This is a genomic window from Sphingobacterium sp. N143 (assembly GCF_030325625.1).
Lineage (GTDB): Bacteria > Bacteroidota > Bacteroidia > Sphingobacteriales > Sphingobacteriaceae > Sphingobacterium.
This window is the reverse complement of sequence record NZ_JACAIS010000007.1, coordinates 134,490-151,172: the sequence shown is the minus strand read 5'-3', so window position 1 is coordinate 151,172 and position 16,683 is coordinate 134,490. Positions and strand designations below refer to the sequence as shown.

At 39.9% G+C, this 16,683-nt stretch carries 18 protein-coding genes; 2 read left to right on the top strand and 16 right to left on the bottom strand.

The genetic code is table 11. The features are described from left to right. Nucleotide 1: 1 nt before the first annotated feature. The 16 genes from rlmD to HX021_RS14335 all read right to left on the bottom strand — a co-directional run bounded on the left by rlmD (nucleotide 2) and on the right by HX021_RS14335 (nucleotide 14,556). Nucleotides 2-1,411: a 23S rRNA (uracil(1939)-C(5))-methyltransferase RlmD gene (gene rlmD, locus HX021_RS14410; protein ID WP_286591126.1), complete on the bottom strand. Its 1,410-nt coding sequence runs from the start codon at nucleotides 1,409-1,411 to the stop codon at nucleotides 2-4. A 206-nt stretch (nucleotides 1,412-1,617) separates the two neighbouring features. Beyond that, entirely contained in the window at nucleotides 1,618-2,193 is a 576-nt protein-coding gene (locus HX021_RS14405; RefSeq protein ID WP_286591125.1) for a TetR/AcrR family transcriptional regulator, read from the bottom strand. 141 nt (nucleotides 2,194-2,334) lie between these two features. Beyond that, a complete protein-coding gene (gene pheS, locus HX021_RS14400; RefSeq protein WP_286591311.1) occupies nucleotides 2,335-3,375 on the bottom strand; it encodes a phenylalanine--tRNA ligase subunit alpha in 1,041 nt (346 codons plus the stop codon). A gap of 91 nt (nucleotides 3,376-3,466) precedes the next feature. Continuing rightward, nucleotides 3,467-3,925 (bottom strand): single-stranded DNA-binding protein, encoded by a 459-nt coding sequence (locus tag HX021_RS14395; RefSeq protein WP_286591124.1) that lies wholly within the window; start codon nucleotides 3,923-3,925, stop codon nucleotides 3,467-3,469. Nucleotides 3,926-3,944: 19 nt separating this feature from the next. After that, nucleotides 3,945-4,994: an A/G-specific adenine glycosylase gene (gene mutY / locus HX021_RS14390; protein ID WP_286591123.1), complete on the bottom strand. Its 1,050-nt coding sequence runs from the start codon at nucleotides 4,992-4,994 to the stop codon at nucleotides 3,945-3,947. 69 nt (nucleotides 4,995-5,063) lie between these two features. Next, complete coding sequence (locus HX021_RS14385) at nucleotides 5,064-5,543, bottom strand: urease accessory protein UreE (protein ID WP_286591122.1); 480 nt, start codon at nucleotides 5,541-5,543, stop codon at nucleotides 5,064-5,066. Next, nucleotides 5,536-6,495: an urease accessory protein UreD gene (locus HX021_RS14380; RefSeq protein WP_286591120.1), complete on the bottom strand. Its 960-nt coding sequence runs from the start codon at nucleotides 6,493-6,495 to the stop codon at nucleotides 5,536-5,538. The genes HX021_RS14385 and HX021_RS14380 overlap by 8 nt, the downstream gene beginning before the upstream one ends. Before the next feature lie 12 nt (nucleotides 6,496-6,507). After that, on the bottom strand, nucleotides 6,508-7,137 hold the full coding sequence (gene ureG, locus HX021_RS14375) for an urease accessory protein UreG (protein WP_286591119.1): 630 nt from the start codon (nucleotides 7,135-7,137) through the stop codon (nucleotides 6,508-6,510). Between the two features lie 153 nt (nucleotides 7,138-7,290). Beyond that, complete coding sequence (locus HX021_RS14370) at nucleotides 7,291-7,977, bottom strand: urease accessory protein UreF (protein WP_286591118.1); 687 nt, start codon at nucleotides 7,975-7,977, stop codon at nucleotides 7,291-7,293. Between the two features lie 78 nt (nucleotides 7,978-8,055). Next, entirely contained in the window at nucleotides 8,056-8,550 is a 495-nt protein-coding gene (locus HX021_RS14365; protein ID WP_286591117.1) for an urease accessory protein UreE, read from the bottom strand. Between the two features lie 8 nt (nucleotides 8,551-8,558). Next, a complete protein-coding gene (gene ureC / locus HX021_RS14360; RefSeq protein WP_286591116.1) occupies nucleotides 8,559-10,409 on the bottom strand; it encodes an urease subunit alpha in 1,851 nt (616 codons plus the stop codon). 6 nt (nucleotides 10,410-10,415) lie between these two features. Further along, complete coding sequence (gene ureB, locus HX021_RS14355; RefSeq protein WP_286591115.1) at nucleotides 10,416-10,787, bottom strand: urease subunit beta; 372 nt, start codon at nucleotides 10,785-10,787, stop codon at nucleotides 10,416-10,418. A gap of 14 nt (nucleotides 10,788-10,801) precedes the next feature. Then, a complete protein-coding gene (gene ureA, locus HX021_RS14350; protein ID WP_046674789.1) occupies nucleotides 10,802-11,104 on the bottom strand; it encodes an urease subunit gamma in 303 nt (100 codons plus the stop codon). A 36-nt stretch (nucleotides 11,105-11,140) separates the two neighbouring features. Then, on the bottom strand, nucleotides 11,141-12,349 hold the full coding sequence (locus tag HX021_RS14345; protein WP_286591109.1) for a porin: 1,209 nt from the start codon (nucleotides 12,347-12,349) through the stop codon (nucleotides 11,141-11,143). 154 nt (nucleotides 12,350-12,503) lie between these two features. Continuing rightward, nucleotides 12,504-13,886: a HAMP domain-containing sensor histidine kinase gene (locus HX021_RS14340; protein WP_286591107.1), complete on the bottom strand. Its 1,383-nt coding sequence runs from the start codon at nucleotides 13,884-13,886 to the stop codon at nucleotides 12,504-12,506. Beyond that, nucleotides 13,876-14,556, bottom strand: coding sequence for a response regulator transcription factor (locus tag HX021_RS14335; RefSeq protein WP_286591106.1), 681 nt, complete (start codon nucleotides 14,554-14,556; stop codon nucleotides 13,876-13,878). Before HX021_RS14335 ends, HX021_RS14340 begins: the two co-directional genes overlap by 11 nt. A 298-nt stretch (nucleotides 14,557-14,854) precedes the next feature. Between HX021_RS14335 and HX021_RS14330 the strand changes: the two genes are divergently transcribed. Further along, the gene (locus HX021_RS14330) at nucleotides 14,855-16,243 is read left to right on the top strand and encodes a WG repeat-containing protein (protein WP_286591105.1); all 1,389 of its coding nucleotides are present in this window, start codon (nucleotides 14,855-14,857) and stop codon (nucleotides 16,241-16,243) included. After that, nucleotides 16,233-16,673 (top strand): hypothetical protein, encoded by a 441-nt coding sequence (locus HX021_RS14325; RefSeq protein WP_286591104.1) that lies wholly within the window; start codon nucleotides 16,233-16,235, stop codon nucleotides 16,671-16,673. The genes HX021_RS14330 and HX021_RS14325 overlap by 11 nt, the downstream gene beginning before the upstream one ends. Nucleotides 16,674-16,683 lie beyond the last annotated feature (10 nt).

Below are 16,683 nucleotides of genomic sequence, written 5' to 3'. Positions count from 1 at the left end.
GCTATTTCTTTAGTTCCAATAGAACAACATTTTCAACATGTTGTGTATGTGGAAACATATCGACCGGTTTTATACGTTTCACCACATATTTATCAGCTAATAGAGCCAAATCTCTTGCTTGTGTTGCAGCATTGCAGCTAACGTAAACAACCTTAGGCGATTCCATTTCCAATAAACGTGCCACAACATCAGCATGCATCCCTGCTCTTGGTGGATCTGTTATAACAACATCTGGCTTACCATGTTCAGCAATGAAAGCTGGAGTCAAAACATCTTTCATATCTCCGGCATAAAACTTGGTATTATTGATATTATTGAGGGAGGAATTCACTTTTGCATCTTCAATGGCTGAAGGAACATACTCGACTCCAATCACTTCTTTAACCTTTTTCGCAACGAAATTCGCAATAGTACCAGCTCCGGTATATAAATCATATACCAGCTCATCCCCCTTCAAATCCGCAAAGTCACGTGTGATTTTATAGAGTTCATAAGCCTGTGCCGAATTGGTCTGATAAAATGACTTTGGCCCAACCTTATATTTAAGTCCTTCCATTTCCTCATAAATAAAATCTCGACCGGCATATACCTGTATATCCTGATCAAAGATGGTATCATTCCGTTTTTGATTTATGATATAAAGAAGAGAGGCAATTTGAGGGAACTTCTCCTTGACAAAATTCATCAATGAGTCCACTTGACCTTCCTCAGGGTAGGCAAACACCACGATCACCATCATCTCACCAGTTGATGATATCCGAATAATCAGATTTCGTAATACCCCTGAATGTGCTCGAAGATCATAAAAAGTCATTCCTTCACGAATCGCAAAATCACGAATAGCATTACGAATCTCATTTGAAGGATTTTCTTGAAGAAAACAATGATCTATATCTAGGATTTTGTCAAACCGTCCGGGCACATGGAACCCTAATGCATTCATTTCCAACTCAGGCAGATTTTCATCAACAGACGTCAGCCATTTTTTGTTGGAAAAAGTATATTCTAATTTATTTCTATAATACTCCGTCTGAGCTGACCCTAAAATACCTTCCATGGAGGCAGTATCCACTTTTCCAATACGCGACAGCGCATTATCAACAGATTGCTGCTTAAATTTCAACTGGGATTCATAGCTCATATGTTGCCATTTGCAACCACCACAAACGCCAAAGTGTTCACAAAAAGGATCAACACGGTATTCCGATGCTTCTTTCAGACTGGTAACTTTAGCCTCAGCAAAATTCTTTTTCTTACGCAGGAGCTCAACGTCAACAACATCACCAGGCACAGCTTTTTCTACAAACAAAACCAAATCTTCAGTTTTCCCAACACCTCTGCCCTCTTCGGCAATATCAATGATGGCAATATCTTTCAAGAACTTCTTCTCTTGTGGAATTCTTCTACTCATAGTTCGCAAAAATACGATTTTTATAACTACTTTTCATCGCTCCTTATTTTCTTAAGAAAATGTTTCTTACCCGAATGGTCAATCTATTTTTTTTTGAGCGCTTAGCGTAAAAGGAAGGTGTCTTCTTATAGACAAAAATAAATCATCATGAAAAGATGATATCAAAAGCTGATTAAATTGAAGGCGAGACCAGAGTAAGCCAGGTCTTATTGAACAGTGGCCTGGACCAAATAAGGTAGGATCTCCTTTTGAAATGAAATAAAATTTTTACGCACATCGGCATCTGTGACAGCCGTAAAGGCAAACGAGAATACGATACTTTTACTGGATTTTATCAGAAACGTCAATTTTTCTTCATTGATGGCTTCATTAATCTTCTCGTTCTGGATAAATGTACTCAAAAGCAAAAATTCCAGGTCCTCGGATAGTGTTTTGAGGTATTCCTGAGCATTCGCAGATTCACGTATAAATTCCCAGCCAATCAGTTCATTACAGGCCGTATAGGTCAATCGACTAACGCGCAGAATAGTAAATGCCAAGAAAGAAGCCATATCATCCTCGTATTTTGCGGTTTTTAGGATATCCTGCAAACTCGCCCGAAGGTAGTCCATCAGAATAGCATGCAAAATCATCTCTTTACTATCGAAATACTTGTAAACAGTAGCCTTAGCAACCTTGGCCTTCTTTGCCAGTGCATTTACACTGGTCTTATGATAACCATTTTGACGAAAAAGTTCCCGTGCAGTTCTTTTTATGGATTCAATGATATGATCTGGTTCCATATGCTTCAGGTAATACTAATGACAAATGTCGAGGAAAGGGACAAGACTACAACACATCACATTGCATTGGCTCTTCTTCAATATAAGTTCCAATAAAGCCGAAAGCAATGTGATGATTTTAACAGCCCTTCTAATCATGAGTTATATTAATTCCGTTTCAAATTGAGCTAAGAAACGTGTATCATTTTCTGAGAAAAGACGTAAATCTTTAATCACATATTTGAGGTTCGTAATACGTTCAATCCCCATACCGAAGGCAAAGCCAGCATATTTTTTACTGTCGATACCACAATTTTCAAGTACATTAGGATCCACCATGCCACATCCCAGGATCTCTACCCAACCAGAATATTTACACAGATTACATCCAGCACCTTTACAGATCGTACAGGAAATATCCATTTCAGCTGAAGGTTCAGTAAACGGGAAATAAGAAGGCCTGAAACGTACTTTTGTACCTTCTCCGTACATCTCCTGAACAAAATGGTATAATGTCTGCTTCAAATCGGCAAAAGAAACATTTTCATCCACGTATATGCCTTCTACCTGATGAAAGAAGCAGTGCGCACGTGCTGAGATAGCCTCATTTCTATAAACCCGTCCCGGCATAATAGCCCGGAATGGCGGCTTTCCCGCCTCCATCAAACGAACCTGCACAGAAGAAGTATGTGTTCTTAACGTAATATCATTACCTTCTTGTTTTTTAATAAAAAACGTATCTTGCATGTCGCGAGCAGGATGTTCAGGCGGAAAATTTAAAGCTGAAAAATTATGCCAGTCGTCCTCAATTTCTGGACCTTCCGAAACAATAAACCCTAATTTCTTAAAGATTTCAACAATTTCTTTACGAACTAATGAAATTGGATGTCTAGATCCCAGTTGAAACCCATTTCCAGGCAGTGTTAAATCACCTTCGATTTGCTGGGATTTTTGTTTTTCATTCGCACCAAACTTCTCCTGTCCTTCTTTGAATGTATTTTCTGCCAATTGTTTAAAGTCATTCAACACTTTTCCCAAAGTACGTTTCTCTTCAGGAGTAACGGTTTTGAATTCATCAAAAAGATTCTTTACGATCCCTTTGGAAACTAAAAACTTCAATCTGAAATTTTCTACATCGGCTGAAGAAGATGGCGAAAACGCCTTAATTTCTTCAGTATACTGCGTAATTTTATCTTGCAACATAATGACAACAAACATAGCCAAAATTTCTGCTAAAAAGAAATTTTGGCTATGCTGTCTATCCTTCAGATAGTATAGATATTTCTAAATTGTTTTAAAATGGCAAGGGGTTATCTTCTTGGTCATTTTCAGTAAAATCGACTTCTACTTCCTTATCATCTGTTTTCTGGGCTTGCGTATTTGCAGTATTATTTGCATTTGCGCCTCCAGTAGGTTCAAAATCCGATTTCCGTCCCAAAAGTGTGAAAGTTTCAGCGACGACTTCCGTTGCATACCGTCTAATTCCTTCTTTATCCTCATAGGTACGCGTACGCAGACGCCCCTCGATGTAGACCAACTTACCCTTTGTGAGGTACTTCACTGCCACGTCCGCCAAACCACGCCACATCACAATATTGTGCCACTCGGTCTGTTCAACCCGTTTCCCGTCCTTATTATAAGTTTCTGAAGTTGCCAATGGAAAACTGGCGACAGATACATTACCTTCTAAATAGCGAATTTCGGGATCTTTTCCAAGATGTCCCACTAAAATGACTTTGTTAACTCCTGACATAATTTAAAAGCATAAATGGTTAAAAATTTGATCTTTCCAAAAAAGTAAAGATCAACTTGTGTTTAGCTAATTTATCTAAATCTTTTAAAAATACATAATCCCAACTGGATTTTTTTTGAATTAGACTGCCCGCTAACCTCACTTCAAAAAATGTCGCATAGATATTCTGATGACTCAAAACATGCTTTGTCTGTTTTTGCAAAATGTTGATATTTGCTGTATGTCCAAAATGTTGAACAAACAGCTCATGTTCAAGAATTTCAGGTATGCTCAGTGTACGATCAGACTCTATTAAAGGAAACTCGTATAAATTTTGCCACACATCGCCCCCACCCCGTTTTGACATCAGCACACGGTTATCATCCTTCAGAATAAGATAATTGAAGTACCTGTCCTTGCTTGCTTTGGCTTTAAGTTTTACGGGTAATTGGTCCACCTCTCCTTGAAGCAGGGCATAACAGGAGGCACGAAACATACATGACGCACACAATGGCTGCTTGGGTTTGCAATGAATTGCCCCAAAATCCATAATTGCCTGATTATACAGTGCAGGCTGCTGCTGATCGAGATTCTCTTTGGCTATTGTTGCAAAGACCTTCTTCCCCTCCGTAGAATTGATCGGAATATTTATACCATAGTATCGGGAGAGAACCCGAAACACATTCCCATCCAAGACCGCCTGAGCCTCATTATTGGCAAAGGAAGATATAGCCGCAGCTGTATATTCTCCTACCCCCGGAAGAGTTAATAAAGTTTTGTAGTCTACAGGAAAAACACCATCATACTGGTCACGGACAATACCTGCGGCCTTGTGCATATTCCTTCCTCTGGAATAATAACCCAGTCCTTGCCAGAGATGTAGAATATCATCTTCATTTGCATTCGCAAAATCAACAACAGTTTTAAAACGTTCTACAAAACGTAAATAATAAGGGAGCCCTTGTTCAACCCGGGTCTGTTGCAGGATAATTTCAGAAAGCCAGATTTTATAAGCATTTTTTGTTTCGCGCCATGGTAAATCACGTTTGTGCTGTAAATACCAAGCTTGCAGTTCCGCACCAAATATCATACCTACAAAAATGCATATTTTCCCCAGTTTATTCAAAAATTGACCTGGGATTTACCAGACATATCTCTTTTAATTTTTAGCTCTCCGAGAGTAAGTAATTTGTTCATCTGGTTCCAAAATAGCATTTTCAAGTGTTATGGAACCATTGTATTTTTCTTTTAACGCCTGATATAACCTGCCATCATATGAAACAGCAAAACGCCCATCTGATTTCAGATAAACAGGCAGATGACGATTGCCCACATCAAAACAGAATTCGCCGACTACAGAAAGATCCTGGCTATCCAGCAGTACACAAAGGCAAGGTAAGATATTGACCTGGATGAATAGATCACCGCTATGATAAATACATTGTCCCGACTGTAGTGCTGTGCTCTCATCTCGATGTATCTTTACGGAATTACCATTACGCGTTTTGCGATGGATAACACGCTTATTCACTTCAAAGTAGGAAAGATCCAAGATATCCGATTCACGATTGAATTTAACATGCTCAAAATTGGGAATGGACTCAATAAGGATCTCGGCAGGCTCTTTCGGTTTACGCATATTTCAGTTCTTCTCCCTGTTTATTTTTGCTTACTTTCTTGTTACGCGGACTAGCTGTGCTTTTCTTTTTAGCAATAACTGTCTCTTCCACGACTACTACTTCTGCCACAACTGGCAAAGGCTCAGTTACCTCATTTTCTACGGCTTCAATTTCTTTCGACACCGACAGTTTATGCATCGTAAAGTCCCAGCACAATTGCCCCAACATCTGAAGAAAATCATAGAGCAGTTCACCATCAGACCCCAGCGCTCTTAGCATAATAACATCCGATGAAGCCTGGGTAAATCCATAAGAGATGTCGTTGTATTCTACGGTCAATATTTCATCAAGCTCGTTTTTTAATTCTTGAGCAAAAAGAGCGGAGAACAAAAAGGTAGCCTGATGGGTATAACCTTCAAAAAACAGCATTTTCTGAATGGGCTGCATCTTGGGTTGCAACAGCTGATTATCGATGAAGGCCAGCTTTCCGGATCTGAAAATCTTGGTCTGTGTATGCAAACGATCAAATTCAAATGCTTCTTTCATATAGATCCGCCCAACACTGATAATATCACCCCACATCAAAACCGCATCTTCTGCCAGATGAATATGATTGGTTGCCTTAAATATAGAGTCTTTAAAAGGTGTAACTGGATGCGGAATGTAATGTAATATACCGCCCCCAGCAACCTGTACATCAGTATGCTGGCTAGCACCAGTTTTCATCGGATGCAATTTATTGAAAGACTGCGTAAACAACTTTAATTGAGCCTCTTCCTTTACATGGACATCAATATGAAGATGATCTGTATCCATAATACCAGGTGATGCACTCATGATAATCATTTCCAGATGGTCAGTGAGATTCGCTGCTCCATAATGGGTCAATTTATAAGGTGCATTATGGTAGCTTTCTTTCAGCCTGCTTCTACCATCCTCTTTGGCTACATTTATTACTATCTTACTATCCATATCCCTTTGTTTTTAGCCGACTTGTTCTAATAAAGCATATTCTCTGATCCATTTCTTTACATCTTCCAAACCTTCCAATGTCATCAGATTCGTAAAAATAAAAGGACGTTCTCCACGCATCCGCAATGTATCCTGACGCATAACTTCCAGATCCGCATGCACATAGGGTGCCAAATCAATTTTATTGATCAATAGTAAGTCTGAACGTGTGATGCCAGGGCCGCCTTTACGTGGCATTTTTTCACCTTCGGCAACATCAAGCACAAAAATGGTTAAATCTGCCAAATCCGGGCTGAACGTTGCTGTCAGATTATCCCCCCCACTTTCAACAAAAATCAGCTCCACATCCTCAAAACGGTCAGCCAATTCTTCCACAGCTTCAATATTCATCGATGCATCCTCACGGATTGCGGTATGTGGACATCCGCCGGTCTCTACACCAATGATGCGTTCTGCGGGCAATGCCGAATTTTGCTGTAGATACATCGCATCTTCACGTGTATAAATATCATTTGTAACAACACAGATGCTATAATCTGCGGACATCGAACGTGTCAATCGTTCGATCAAAGCAGTCTTGCCTGATCCAACAGGTCCGGCAACACCAATTTTTACATAGTTTCTTTTTGACGTCTTTTTCATCCGTATAATTTTGTTTTTCCCTTTAAAGCTTTCATGCGGCCTCCGGTGGTTTCACCACTACCAATTTTTACATCGCTTGGATGAAATTTACCAGGTTAAGATTTAGCTCGCTTAAAAGAGATAAATTTTTAAGTTTAGACCATGTTCCCACTGCTAGGATATATAAATCCGTGTATATAGCTTTTCATGTTGCATACAACGGATATCTTGCGCGATACAGCAATTACCGATTAAATCCTCTTCCAATGTGGGCTGTGCAGCAACTAATTTATTGATCAATGGCTGCAGTTTAAACAGAATATGTTGTGCGTCCATCTGACTGATAGGAACCAATTTTGCACAATTGGTCATAATGCCATTGAGCGAATTATAATAGAAAGCACTCAGTGCATCTGCATAACTAATTCCCTGTGCATGTGCAAACATGGCAAAAGCCATTGCGTAGTGTCCATGCAGTTCCTGGGCATTTATCGCTTTTAAATAAGCGGAACAACGCTTAACCGGCTGCAATTTTTCGGTCAGCTTTAGAAAGCGTATGCCTAATTTTTTACTGGCATCCCGAATTTCATAAGGTGCTTTAAAAGCCGTGATCAAGGCGTCTAACTCGGCTACCTTTTTTTTGGTTGCCTTTGTTTCGCATAATTGCCATGTCTTATGAAAAAAGGCTGCATCATTGTAATAGAAGCTATGTTCCAATAAAGTCTGCGCATACTCTTTGGCAGTTTTTGAGTCATGTACAAGACCTTTGGTAATATAAGTTTCCAATCCATAGGAATGCGTAAATCCTCCAATCGGAAACACGGAATCATTGATCTGCATCAATGTCAACAATGGATTCATATCTCTAAATTATTTATTTTTAATGGCATCGGCTCGGCATATCGATATATAGGATTGTGTCCTCAGACAGTATATTCCCTACATTTCTTTTGCCAGGCTAATTTTATTTTGCACGACAGCATACTGATGTATGCGCAGTGTATGCGTTCGTTCGATTACACGAGACTCTTTAGTGGGTGTAAATCCAGCCCGCTGCAATTGTTCCCATAGCGGATTTTCGTAAGCCGCTATGATTTCATGAGCTGCGTTGATAAAAACAGGGATATGCTTATTGCCAATCTCCAAACATATTCTTGCCATATCCAATACATTTTTTGGCCGTACGACCAAACAAGGACAGGGCAATATTCGGACAACAACACGGAGCTCCGCTGTTTCAAACAGGATATCACCATCGAACAAGGGGTCCTCGCCCAGATTTTTAAATCCGATTTCCCGCCCCTGACTAGTGAATCCCCGAATGACACGTCGCTCGGTATCGAACCATTCAAGCGCTAAAAAATCAAGTTCCACAGCATCCTGCTCCTTGCCATCCGCCCAAATATTGCCTTTAATGTCTCTTGCTAAAATCATAGATTGAATTAGAACAGGAAATAACGTTGTGCCATTGGAAGCTCTTTTAATGGCTCACAAGTAGCTAAAACTCCGTCCACAGTTACTTCATATGTCTCAGGATTGACCACGATATTTGGTGTGGCGTGATTATGTACCATATCTTTTTTCATTACTGTACGACAGCCTTCTACTGGTAAACATTTACGTGATAAATTCAATTTCTGGATATTTCCATTCTCTATGGATATTTTGGACACGAAGTTGAAACACAATTTTGACACCGCTTTACCGTAGTTTCCGAACATCGGTCTGTAGATAATCGGCTGTGGTGTAGGAATAGAAGCATTGGCATCCCCCATTTTAGCACCTAAAATCATACCGCCTTTGATAATCAACTCGGGCTTCACCCCGAACAACTCTGGTTTCCACAAAATCAGATCGGCATATTTACCGATTTCAATAGATCCGATATATTTATCAACACCATGTGCTTTGGCAGGGTTAATGGTAAATTTGGACACATAACGCTTTACGCGGAAGTTGTCATTATCTTTACCCTTATCCTCTGCCAAAGGTCCACGCTGTATTTTCATTTTATGTGCGGTCTGGAATGTACGCGAGATCACCTCACCCACACGTCCCATCGCCTGACTATCCGAACTCATAATGGAGAATACCCCCATATCCTGAAGAATATCTTCAGCCGCGATCGTCTGTGGACGGATACGTGAATCGGCAAAGGCAACATCTTCTTTTACGTTTTTATCCAGGTGATGGCAGACCATCAACATATCCAGATGCTCTTCAGCGGTATTCACCGTAAACGGTTTTGTCGGATTAGTAGATGCAGGAAGAATGTTAGGATACATGGCTATTTTGATAATATCAGGTGCGTGACCACCACCAGCTCCTTCCGTATGGAAGGTGTGAATAACACGACCATCTATTGCAGCAACAGTATCTTCCAAGAAACCAGCTTCATTCAAGGTATCCGTGTGTATAGCTACCTGAACGTCATACTTATCTGCAACTTTTAAAGCCGCATCAATCGTTGCAGGCGTAGCCCCCCAGTCCTCGTGGATTTTCACCCCTAATGCACCAGCTTCAATTTGTTCCTCGATCGGCTTGGTTGTCGAGACGTTGCCTTTACCGAAGAACCCAACGTTGATCGGTAAGTTCTCAAACGCTTCAAACATACGCTCGATATACCATTTACCCGATGTAACAGTTGTTGCCAGTGTACCGTCTGCTGGACCGGTACCTCCACCGATAAATGTGGTTACACCCGAATACAAGGCCGTCTCGATCTGCTGTGGTGATATAAAGTGAATGTGTGTATCAATACCACCGGCAGTAAGGACATAACCTGCACCCCCGTGGACTTCTGTCGAAGCGCCGATGACCATACCTTTCGTTACACCGTCCTGTACGTCAGGGTTACCTGCTTTTCCGATACCGACAATTTTACCGTCCTTAATACCAACATCAGCTTTCACGATACCCCAGTGGTCAATAATGATCACATTGGTGATACAGAAGTCCAGAACATCCTCATCACGCAGGGCACGGGCAGATTGTCCCATCCCATCACGGATCGTCTTACCACCACCGAATTTATTTTCTTCGCCATAGACGTTGAAATCTTTTTCAATTTCTATAAACAGCTCCGTATCAGCCAAGCGCACTTTATCACCCGTGGTTGGGCCAAAAAGAGCAGCATATTTTTCTCTGGGGATATAAAGTTCCCCATCAATATATTTAACAGATGATTTATCTAAACCTAGTTTATCTAAACCAAGCGCATGTAGACCAACAGTAGATCCCAATGTCGTGAGCCCTACAACCTTAATCCATTCGCGTCTATTCCATCCTCCCATTCTATATTATTTAGATTGTCTGAATTTTAATTTTTTCATTTTCTCAACAGCTTTGGATTTGACATGCTGGTCAGTTAACTTTCCGTTTGTCAATCCATTGAAACCGTGAATTTCTTTACTTCCACCAAATTCAACCAGCACAACAGACTTCTGTTCACCTGGTTCAAACCGTACAGCTGTACTTGCAGGAATATTTAAGCGCATGCCAAATGCCTTCTCGCGGTCAAACGAAAGCAATTTGTTTACTTCAAAAAAATGATAGTGCGAACCCACCTGAATCGGTCTATCGCCTTCATTTTTTACAACAAGGCTCGTGGTTCTACGTCCCACGTTAGCTTTGATTTCTTCTTTTTTTAAAATGTATTCTCCTGGAATCATACTATTAAGATTTATTAACGAATAGGATCATGAACAGTGACCAACTTGGTACCGTCCGGAAAAGTAACCTCAATCTGCACATCATGGATCATTTCAGGAACCCCTTCCATGACCTGGCTTCTTTTCAATAAAGTCGTACCGTAAGACATTAAGTCCGCAACAGATCGACCATCTCTTGCTTCCTCCATAATCTGGGCACTGATATAGGCAATACATTCAGGGTAATTTAGTTTCACCCCACGCTTTAGTCGCTTTGCTGCCAATTCTCCTGCTAAATGCAATAGCAGTTTTTCTGTTTCTCTTGGTGTTAAACGCATAAAAAATAATTATTTGTTATTTTGTTAAAGGAATTATTACAGGACCGGAATGGTAAAATATGCGCCAAAGGCAACGCGGTTATATTGACTTTTATCCAGATTCATGTGCCCTTTATAGTCTACCGTATTACCTACGTACCCCAGGTAAAATCGCAAATCCTGATGATGAAAAGGCTTATGTTGCAACGCCGCAAAATAAGTCCAGTTCTGACGGAAACTCTTCCCCACTTTATCATCATCTCTCGATCCAGCGGTTTCATAACCACCTTTTAATGCTATTTCCCATTTGGGGCTTAAAAACTGGTCATACCGTACAATGGCTGAAGCATAATTGACATCCTTTGCCAAAACACGTCCTGCCCCAGTACGTCCATAAAAATCATTGATTGCCGATGATGCGATCAAAGCATGATCAACACCCAGATAAGAATATTGCAGATCTAAATACACCATCTGCTTTGGCGTTTTAAACTTGTTTGCCAGTGAGACCGAATGATTGGTGTGCCCCTTGGCAAACTGCGAGATATTATAGGACCATTTGGTATTGATCTTCTTATCCATAAAGGCTCCTACCCAAGTGAAGTAAGCACCCATGGGTACAGCCGAACGTTCCAGATCACCTACTGCGAAACCATTTTTAGCATGTACATCCATAAAACTATCGTTCGTGGTATTATACACTTGCGCATGTAGGGAATGATTAGGGTTAACTTCATAGGATAATGTTCCCCCGACCACAAATAAGTTCAGGATACGATCAACATAATCCGTGAATTTATACTCATAGATTGGATTATTTTCAAATTCATAACTTCCTACCATCGCGCTCTGCTTACCTGCAGTTACAGACCACTTCAAGTTTTTTCCGAACTTATATTTGATGAAGGCCATATCCAATGCCCGGGAACCATTGTCCTGACTCGTTGGTGCAAATGATCTGTTCAGACGAAAACGTACTTTATAGGAAAGCTGATCATTGTAATCGCCGCTCATCAAGATGCGGGCATCATCCAAATTAGCTTTTGCCTGACCGGAGCCATCGCTGTTGTCCGCCTGCAGGCCTGCACGCAGCAAAACATCCAATTGAAATGATTTTGCCCTTGCGGGTTCTTTTGACAATAAACTACTTCTGGATAATAAGCTATTTCTTTCTGCTGGAATGGAATCTGTTGAAGTCTGTTCCTGTGCATGTAACGCTGTAATGCCTAGCCCCAGGGTTGTAATAAGTGAAAGTGTTTTGTTCATCCGTATAACTTGCTTTTCTTAGTGATGAGGCTATCAGATTTATTCATTCTCGATGGCTTGAATAAATCATGATGGTTTCATATGATATACCTGTCTCGGATACAAGTATATCATGGCAAATTAAAAATGGGATAAGTATGAGATTAAAATAAGATTAGAAGACGATCTTAGGTAATGTAACCACAACTAAAGTGCCCTGTCCTTCAGCCGATTGCAAAGATAGTTCAGCACCATGCAAATCGAAGATATTCTTGGCCAAAACGAGCCCCAGACCATTTCCATAAATATCCCCGACATTGGAGGCACGATAAAAAGAAGTAAAAATATGAGGTTGATCTTTTTTGGGAATTCCGATCCCTTTGTCAAATACCTGAATTGTAATACTCTTATCATCACAGCTTATGGCAATTTGCACCTGTCCACCATTGCCGTATTTAAATGCATTGGAGATAATATTACTGAATGCAATAAAGAACAAATCCGGATTGGCCAAAACAGTCAACTCATCACTATCTTCCGGGATCTGAGCAAGGTCAAAGGAGAGCTTAAAATCTTTATGAATATTCTTTTCAGCATGATAAATTTCGTATAGCAACTCGTCAATTCGAAGAATTTCTTTATTATCCACCTCACCCTTAAATCCCATACGGGAAAGCTGCAACAGATTATTGATAATAAGCTCCATCTTGTCAGCGTATTTGGCAATGGTCTCCAGCGAGTAATAAGCTTCATGTTCTTTAGGCAATAAATTCTGTGCAAGCTCTGCCTCCCCACCGATAATTGTCAGTGGTGTTTTCAATGAATGGGAAGCATTTCCAATAAAACTCTGCTGTGACTGCACTGAGATGTCCAAACGGTTGAGCATAGAATTCAAATTAGCAATCAATACACCAAGCTCATCTTTCCCATTACTGAATTTACTGAATAAACGATAATCTAGGTTAGCAATATCCACTTTGCCCAAATCCCGGTTGATATCCTTGATCGGTTTCAATAGACGGTCCGCAAAATAGAAGGACATGAAAATAATCAGCAAGATAGCCAGGCATCCCCCCGTGACCAAGGTTCGATCCAATACCCGCTGTTCGTCATGCCCATACTCATCGATTCCCTCCGAGACAACAATTAGATTGTCCTGATGAATGGAATCCACAAAGAAGACAGCTACAAATGCTGTATCCTTATGCATATATCTTCCCGCTCCATCACGAATAACGTCCTTATAAAAATCCATGGGCATGGGCAGATCAGGTTTAAAGCGGAGACTATCGCTACCTTTAACTATACGTAGTAAATGATCTGTACCTTCTGACAGTTGTTTGAGATACTTCCGTTTTACTTGAATATACAGTTCCTTATTTTCCTCTTTCTGGCTTACGATATGATCACCAACAATAATGGCATTTTCTTCTAATCGATGAAAAAATTTGGTCTGAAGGCTATCATAAGTAAAATAAGAAACGTATAAGGCAAATATGACGAGCAATAAGGTGCTGATGACAGAAAATAAGAGTACAATTTTGGTTCTAATTTTCATGACGGATAACATAGCCCATACCGATAACAGTATGGATCAATTTACGGCTAAACTGTTTATCGATCTTTTTCCGAAGATAGTTGACATATACATCCACGACATTAGTACTTAAATCTACATCCATCCCCCAGACTTCTTCCAATATATCAATTCTTGTCAAGACTTTATTACGATTCAACATCAGAAATTCCAATAAACGGAATTCTGTAGCAGTTAATATAATAGGCGATCCACCACGTTGCACAGACTTACTGTCACGATCTAACTGTAAATCATCAAATGTGAGGACATTTTTCTGCTCAATGACTGTCTTGGACTTTCGGTTATACCGATTTATTCGTGCTTTTAATTCTTCTAGACGAAATGGCTTGGTTAAATAATCATCCGCATCCCGATCAAATGCTTCAACAATATCTTCCGTTTGATTCAATGCCGTTAGAATAATAATTGGAACTTCATTATTTGCCATACGGATATTTCTGCACACATCTAATCCATTCATCCCCGGAAGCATGACGTCCAATAAAATAAGGTCATAGTGATTTAACCCAGCCATTTTTAGACCAGTGTAACCATCCATTGCAATACTAATGTTATAACCTTCTTCCTTTAACCCTCTTTCAATCAAAGATATGACCGATGGCTCATCTTCTATAAGCAACAATTCCACAGATAAACGTTTTAAGCAGTAAATATATGGTTCGTAAAATACAAAAATATCGTTTCATGCTATATACTAAACGATTGAATGTCACTAAATTCACATTATTCTTGACGTTTAAATGATATTTTCTACCTCATAAGGGATCGCAGAACAGCAATTTTACCCTACTTGAACAATCCCATTGGACAAAATACAGCTTTCCTATCAGCATATCAAAATTTCTGCATGAATTTCTTGAAATAACAAAATATTATTTCACAAATCAATCAAATTTCAATATTTTCGCAATTCAAATTTCCCTACAATGAAACGGTTTTTTTTCTTCTTGGTAATCATGTTGCTGTTGACTAAAATAAGTCAGGCTCAACAAAAAACGTTCAAGATTTCTTATCAGTTTGCCGATCCCGAAACTGGCGCCGATACTTCAGCTTCTGAGTTCATCAAAATTTTGGCCGGAAGTGGAGAAGCTTTAATGCAGACTTATATCAGTAAAGATTATATGCGCATTGAAAATTTGCTTTTTGGTAAATCAATACAGATCAGTAATATTCCCGAAGAAACATCTTATTTGTTGGATGAGAGCAGTAAAACATACACCGCTACTGAGATGGCTTCCGGCAAACTTATAGAGACTTCCGAAGATTATATCTATTCCGGGGATTTCGAAATCAGTATTCTTCCAAATGAAAAAAAGATCATAGCTGGTATACCCTGCAAAAAAGCAATCTTTAATCTGCCCGGCAGTACGGATAAGCAACATGAAATTACAGTTTGGTATGCTGACCAATTGCCTAAATTATACTGGGGAACATATGACTACCTGGAAAAAGTACCCGGAGCGGCACTGTATGTTGGAACTGAAGGGCTAGGAATTGAAGCAACCAAAGTAGAAGAAATCCCTTTTGATAAATCTCTATTCGAAATCCCTGAAGGTTATGAAGAAGGAGAAAATGGAGAGAATACTGCCGATTCGGCGTTAAACAACCAGTTATCCTGGTACCAGGATCCTAATTCAACATACTTTGGTGTTCAGGACAGTCTCGGCCAGAAGCTTACTCCAGCAAAATATTCAGCTATTTATGCCTATGTGGGCAATTATGCGATCGTATCTGATGCCGCACAAATGTTTGGCCTGATCGACCTACAGGGAAACGAAGTCATTTCATGTCAGTATGAAGCCTTGAGCCTGGATACCGAAGGAGCCCCTCTTGTCTATATGAAAGACCAAAAATATGGTCTATTGGACACTACTGGCAGGCAATTGCTTGCTGCAAAATATGACTTCATTACCATACCGAACTTAAACTATGCTTTATATAATGAAGGTGATCATACTGGAGTATTGGACCTCAAAGGGCATGTTCTGATCCCAGCAGTCTATGAGACAGTTGCCGAATACCAGGACGATCATGCCTTGATCATCGAAAATATGACTTATCAGCTCATTGATAAATCAGGTAAACGGCTACTTCCTACAAATCAAGAATTCTTAGCTTTTGCCGGCGAGAAGTTATTATTGGCTTTTAAAGACAATAAATACGGCTATCTGAATTATAGTGGAAAAGAGGTTATCCCTTTTAAATTCCAAAATGCGCATGCTTTTGAAGATGGGTTAGCACTGGTCACCGAAGACCTCGAAAATTTTTACTATATTGATTCAAAAGGGAAGTTAATCAAAAAGCATGAAGAATAATCCTCAAACATTTCAGCTCTCAACATTACATCGTGGGAAATATATGTTTATCTTATTGATTTCCATCTTCCTGATCGGACTTGGCATGTCAAAAGTTCCTATACAGGAGATATTCAAGGTTATTATCGCACTTTTGATGGTACCATTAGCCTTATATCTGGCCATAAAGTGGTCTACCCTACCATCCACCTGGCAACTGGACGAAAACACACTCCATATTCACCATGCAAAACGAGAAATCACATTCCCGTTGAATACCATTTCACATATCCGTAATCTTAAACGGTCTGGAGGCAACTTAATCATTATAAACCAAAACAAAGGTCCCGCTTTTCGCACCTGGCGCAACAAGTTATTTCAGAAAGAAGACGATCTACCCGCACTCACGGAAGCATTAAAAGCTGCCAATGTGGAATATTACGATATGTAACTATCCCGCA

Coding starts and splice junctions, on each gene's coding strand:
- rlmD (WP_286591126.1), bottom strand. CDS start 1,411: ATGAGTAGAAGAATTCCACAAGAGAAGAAGTTCTTGAAAGATATTGCC.
- HX021_RS14405 (WP_286591125.1), bottom strand. CDS start 2,193: ATGGAACCAGATCATATCATTGAATCCATAAAAAGAACTGCACGGGAA.
- pheS (WP_286591311.1), bottom strand. CDS start 3,375: ATGTTGCAAGATAAAATTACGCAGTATACTGAAGAAATTAAGGCGTTT.
- HX021_RS14395 (WP_286591124.1), bottom strand. CDS start 3,925: ATGTCAGGAGTTAACAAAGTCATTTTAGTGGGACATCTTGGAAAAGAT.
- mutY (WP_286591123.1), bottom strand. CDS start 4,994: ATGATATTTGGTGCGGAACTGCAAGCTTGGTATTTACAGCACAAACGT.
- HX021_RS14385 (WP_286591122.1), bottom strand. CDS start 5,543: ATGCGTAAACCGAAAGAGCCTGCCGAGATCCTTATTGAGTCCATTCCC.
- HX021_RS14380 (WP_286591120.1), bottom strand. CDS start 6,495: ATGGATAGTAAGATAGTAATAAATGTAGCCAAAGAGGATGGTAGAAGC.
- ureG (WP_286591119.1), bottom strand. CDS start 7,137: ATGAAAAAGACGTCAAAAAGAAACTATGTAAAAATTGGTGTTGCCGGA.
- HX021_RS14370 (WP_286591118.1), bottom strand. CDS start 7,977: ATGAATCCATTGTTGACATTGATGCAGATCAATGATTCCGTGTTTCCG.
- HX021_RS14365 (WP_286591117.1), bottom strand. CDS start 8,550: ATGATTTTAGCAAGAGACATTAAAGGCAATATTTGGGCGGATGGCAAG.
- ureC (WP_286591116.1), bottom strand. CDS start 10,409: ATGGGAGGATGGAATAGACGCGAATGGATTAAGGTTGTAGGGCTCACG.
- ureB (WP_286591115.1), bottom strand. CDS start 10,787: ATGATTCCAGGAGAATACATTTTAAAAAAAGAAGAAATCAAAGCTAAC.
- ureA (WP_046674789.1), bottom strand. CDS start 11,104: ATGCGTTTAACACCAAGAGAAACAGAAAAACTGCTATTGCATTTAGCA.
- HX021_RS14345 (WP_286591109.1), bottom strand. CDS start 12,349: ATGAACAAAACACTTTCACTTATTACAACCCTGGGGCTAGGCATTACA.
- HX021_RS14340 (WP_286591107.1), bottom strand. CDS start 13,886: ATGAAAATTAGAACCAAAATTGTACTCTTATTTTCTGTCATCAGCACC.
- HX021_RS14330 (WP_286591105.1), top strand. CDS start 14,855: ATGAAACGGTTTTTTTTCTTCTTGGTAATCATGTTGCTGTTGACTAAA.
- HX021_RS14325 (WP_286591104.1), top strand. CDS start 16,233: ATGAAGAATAATCCTCAAACATTTCAGCTCTCAACATTACATCGTGGG.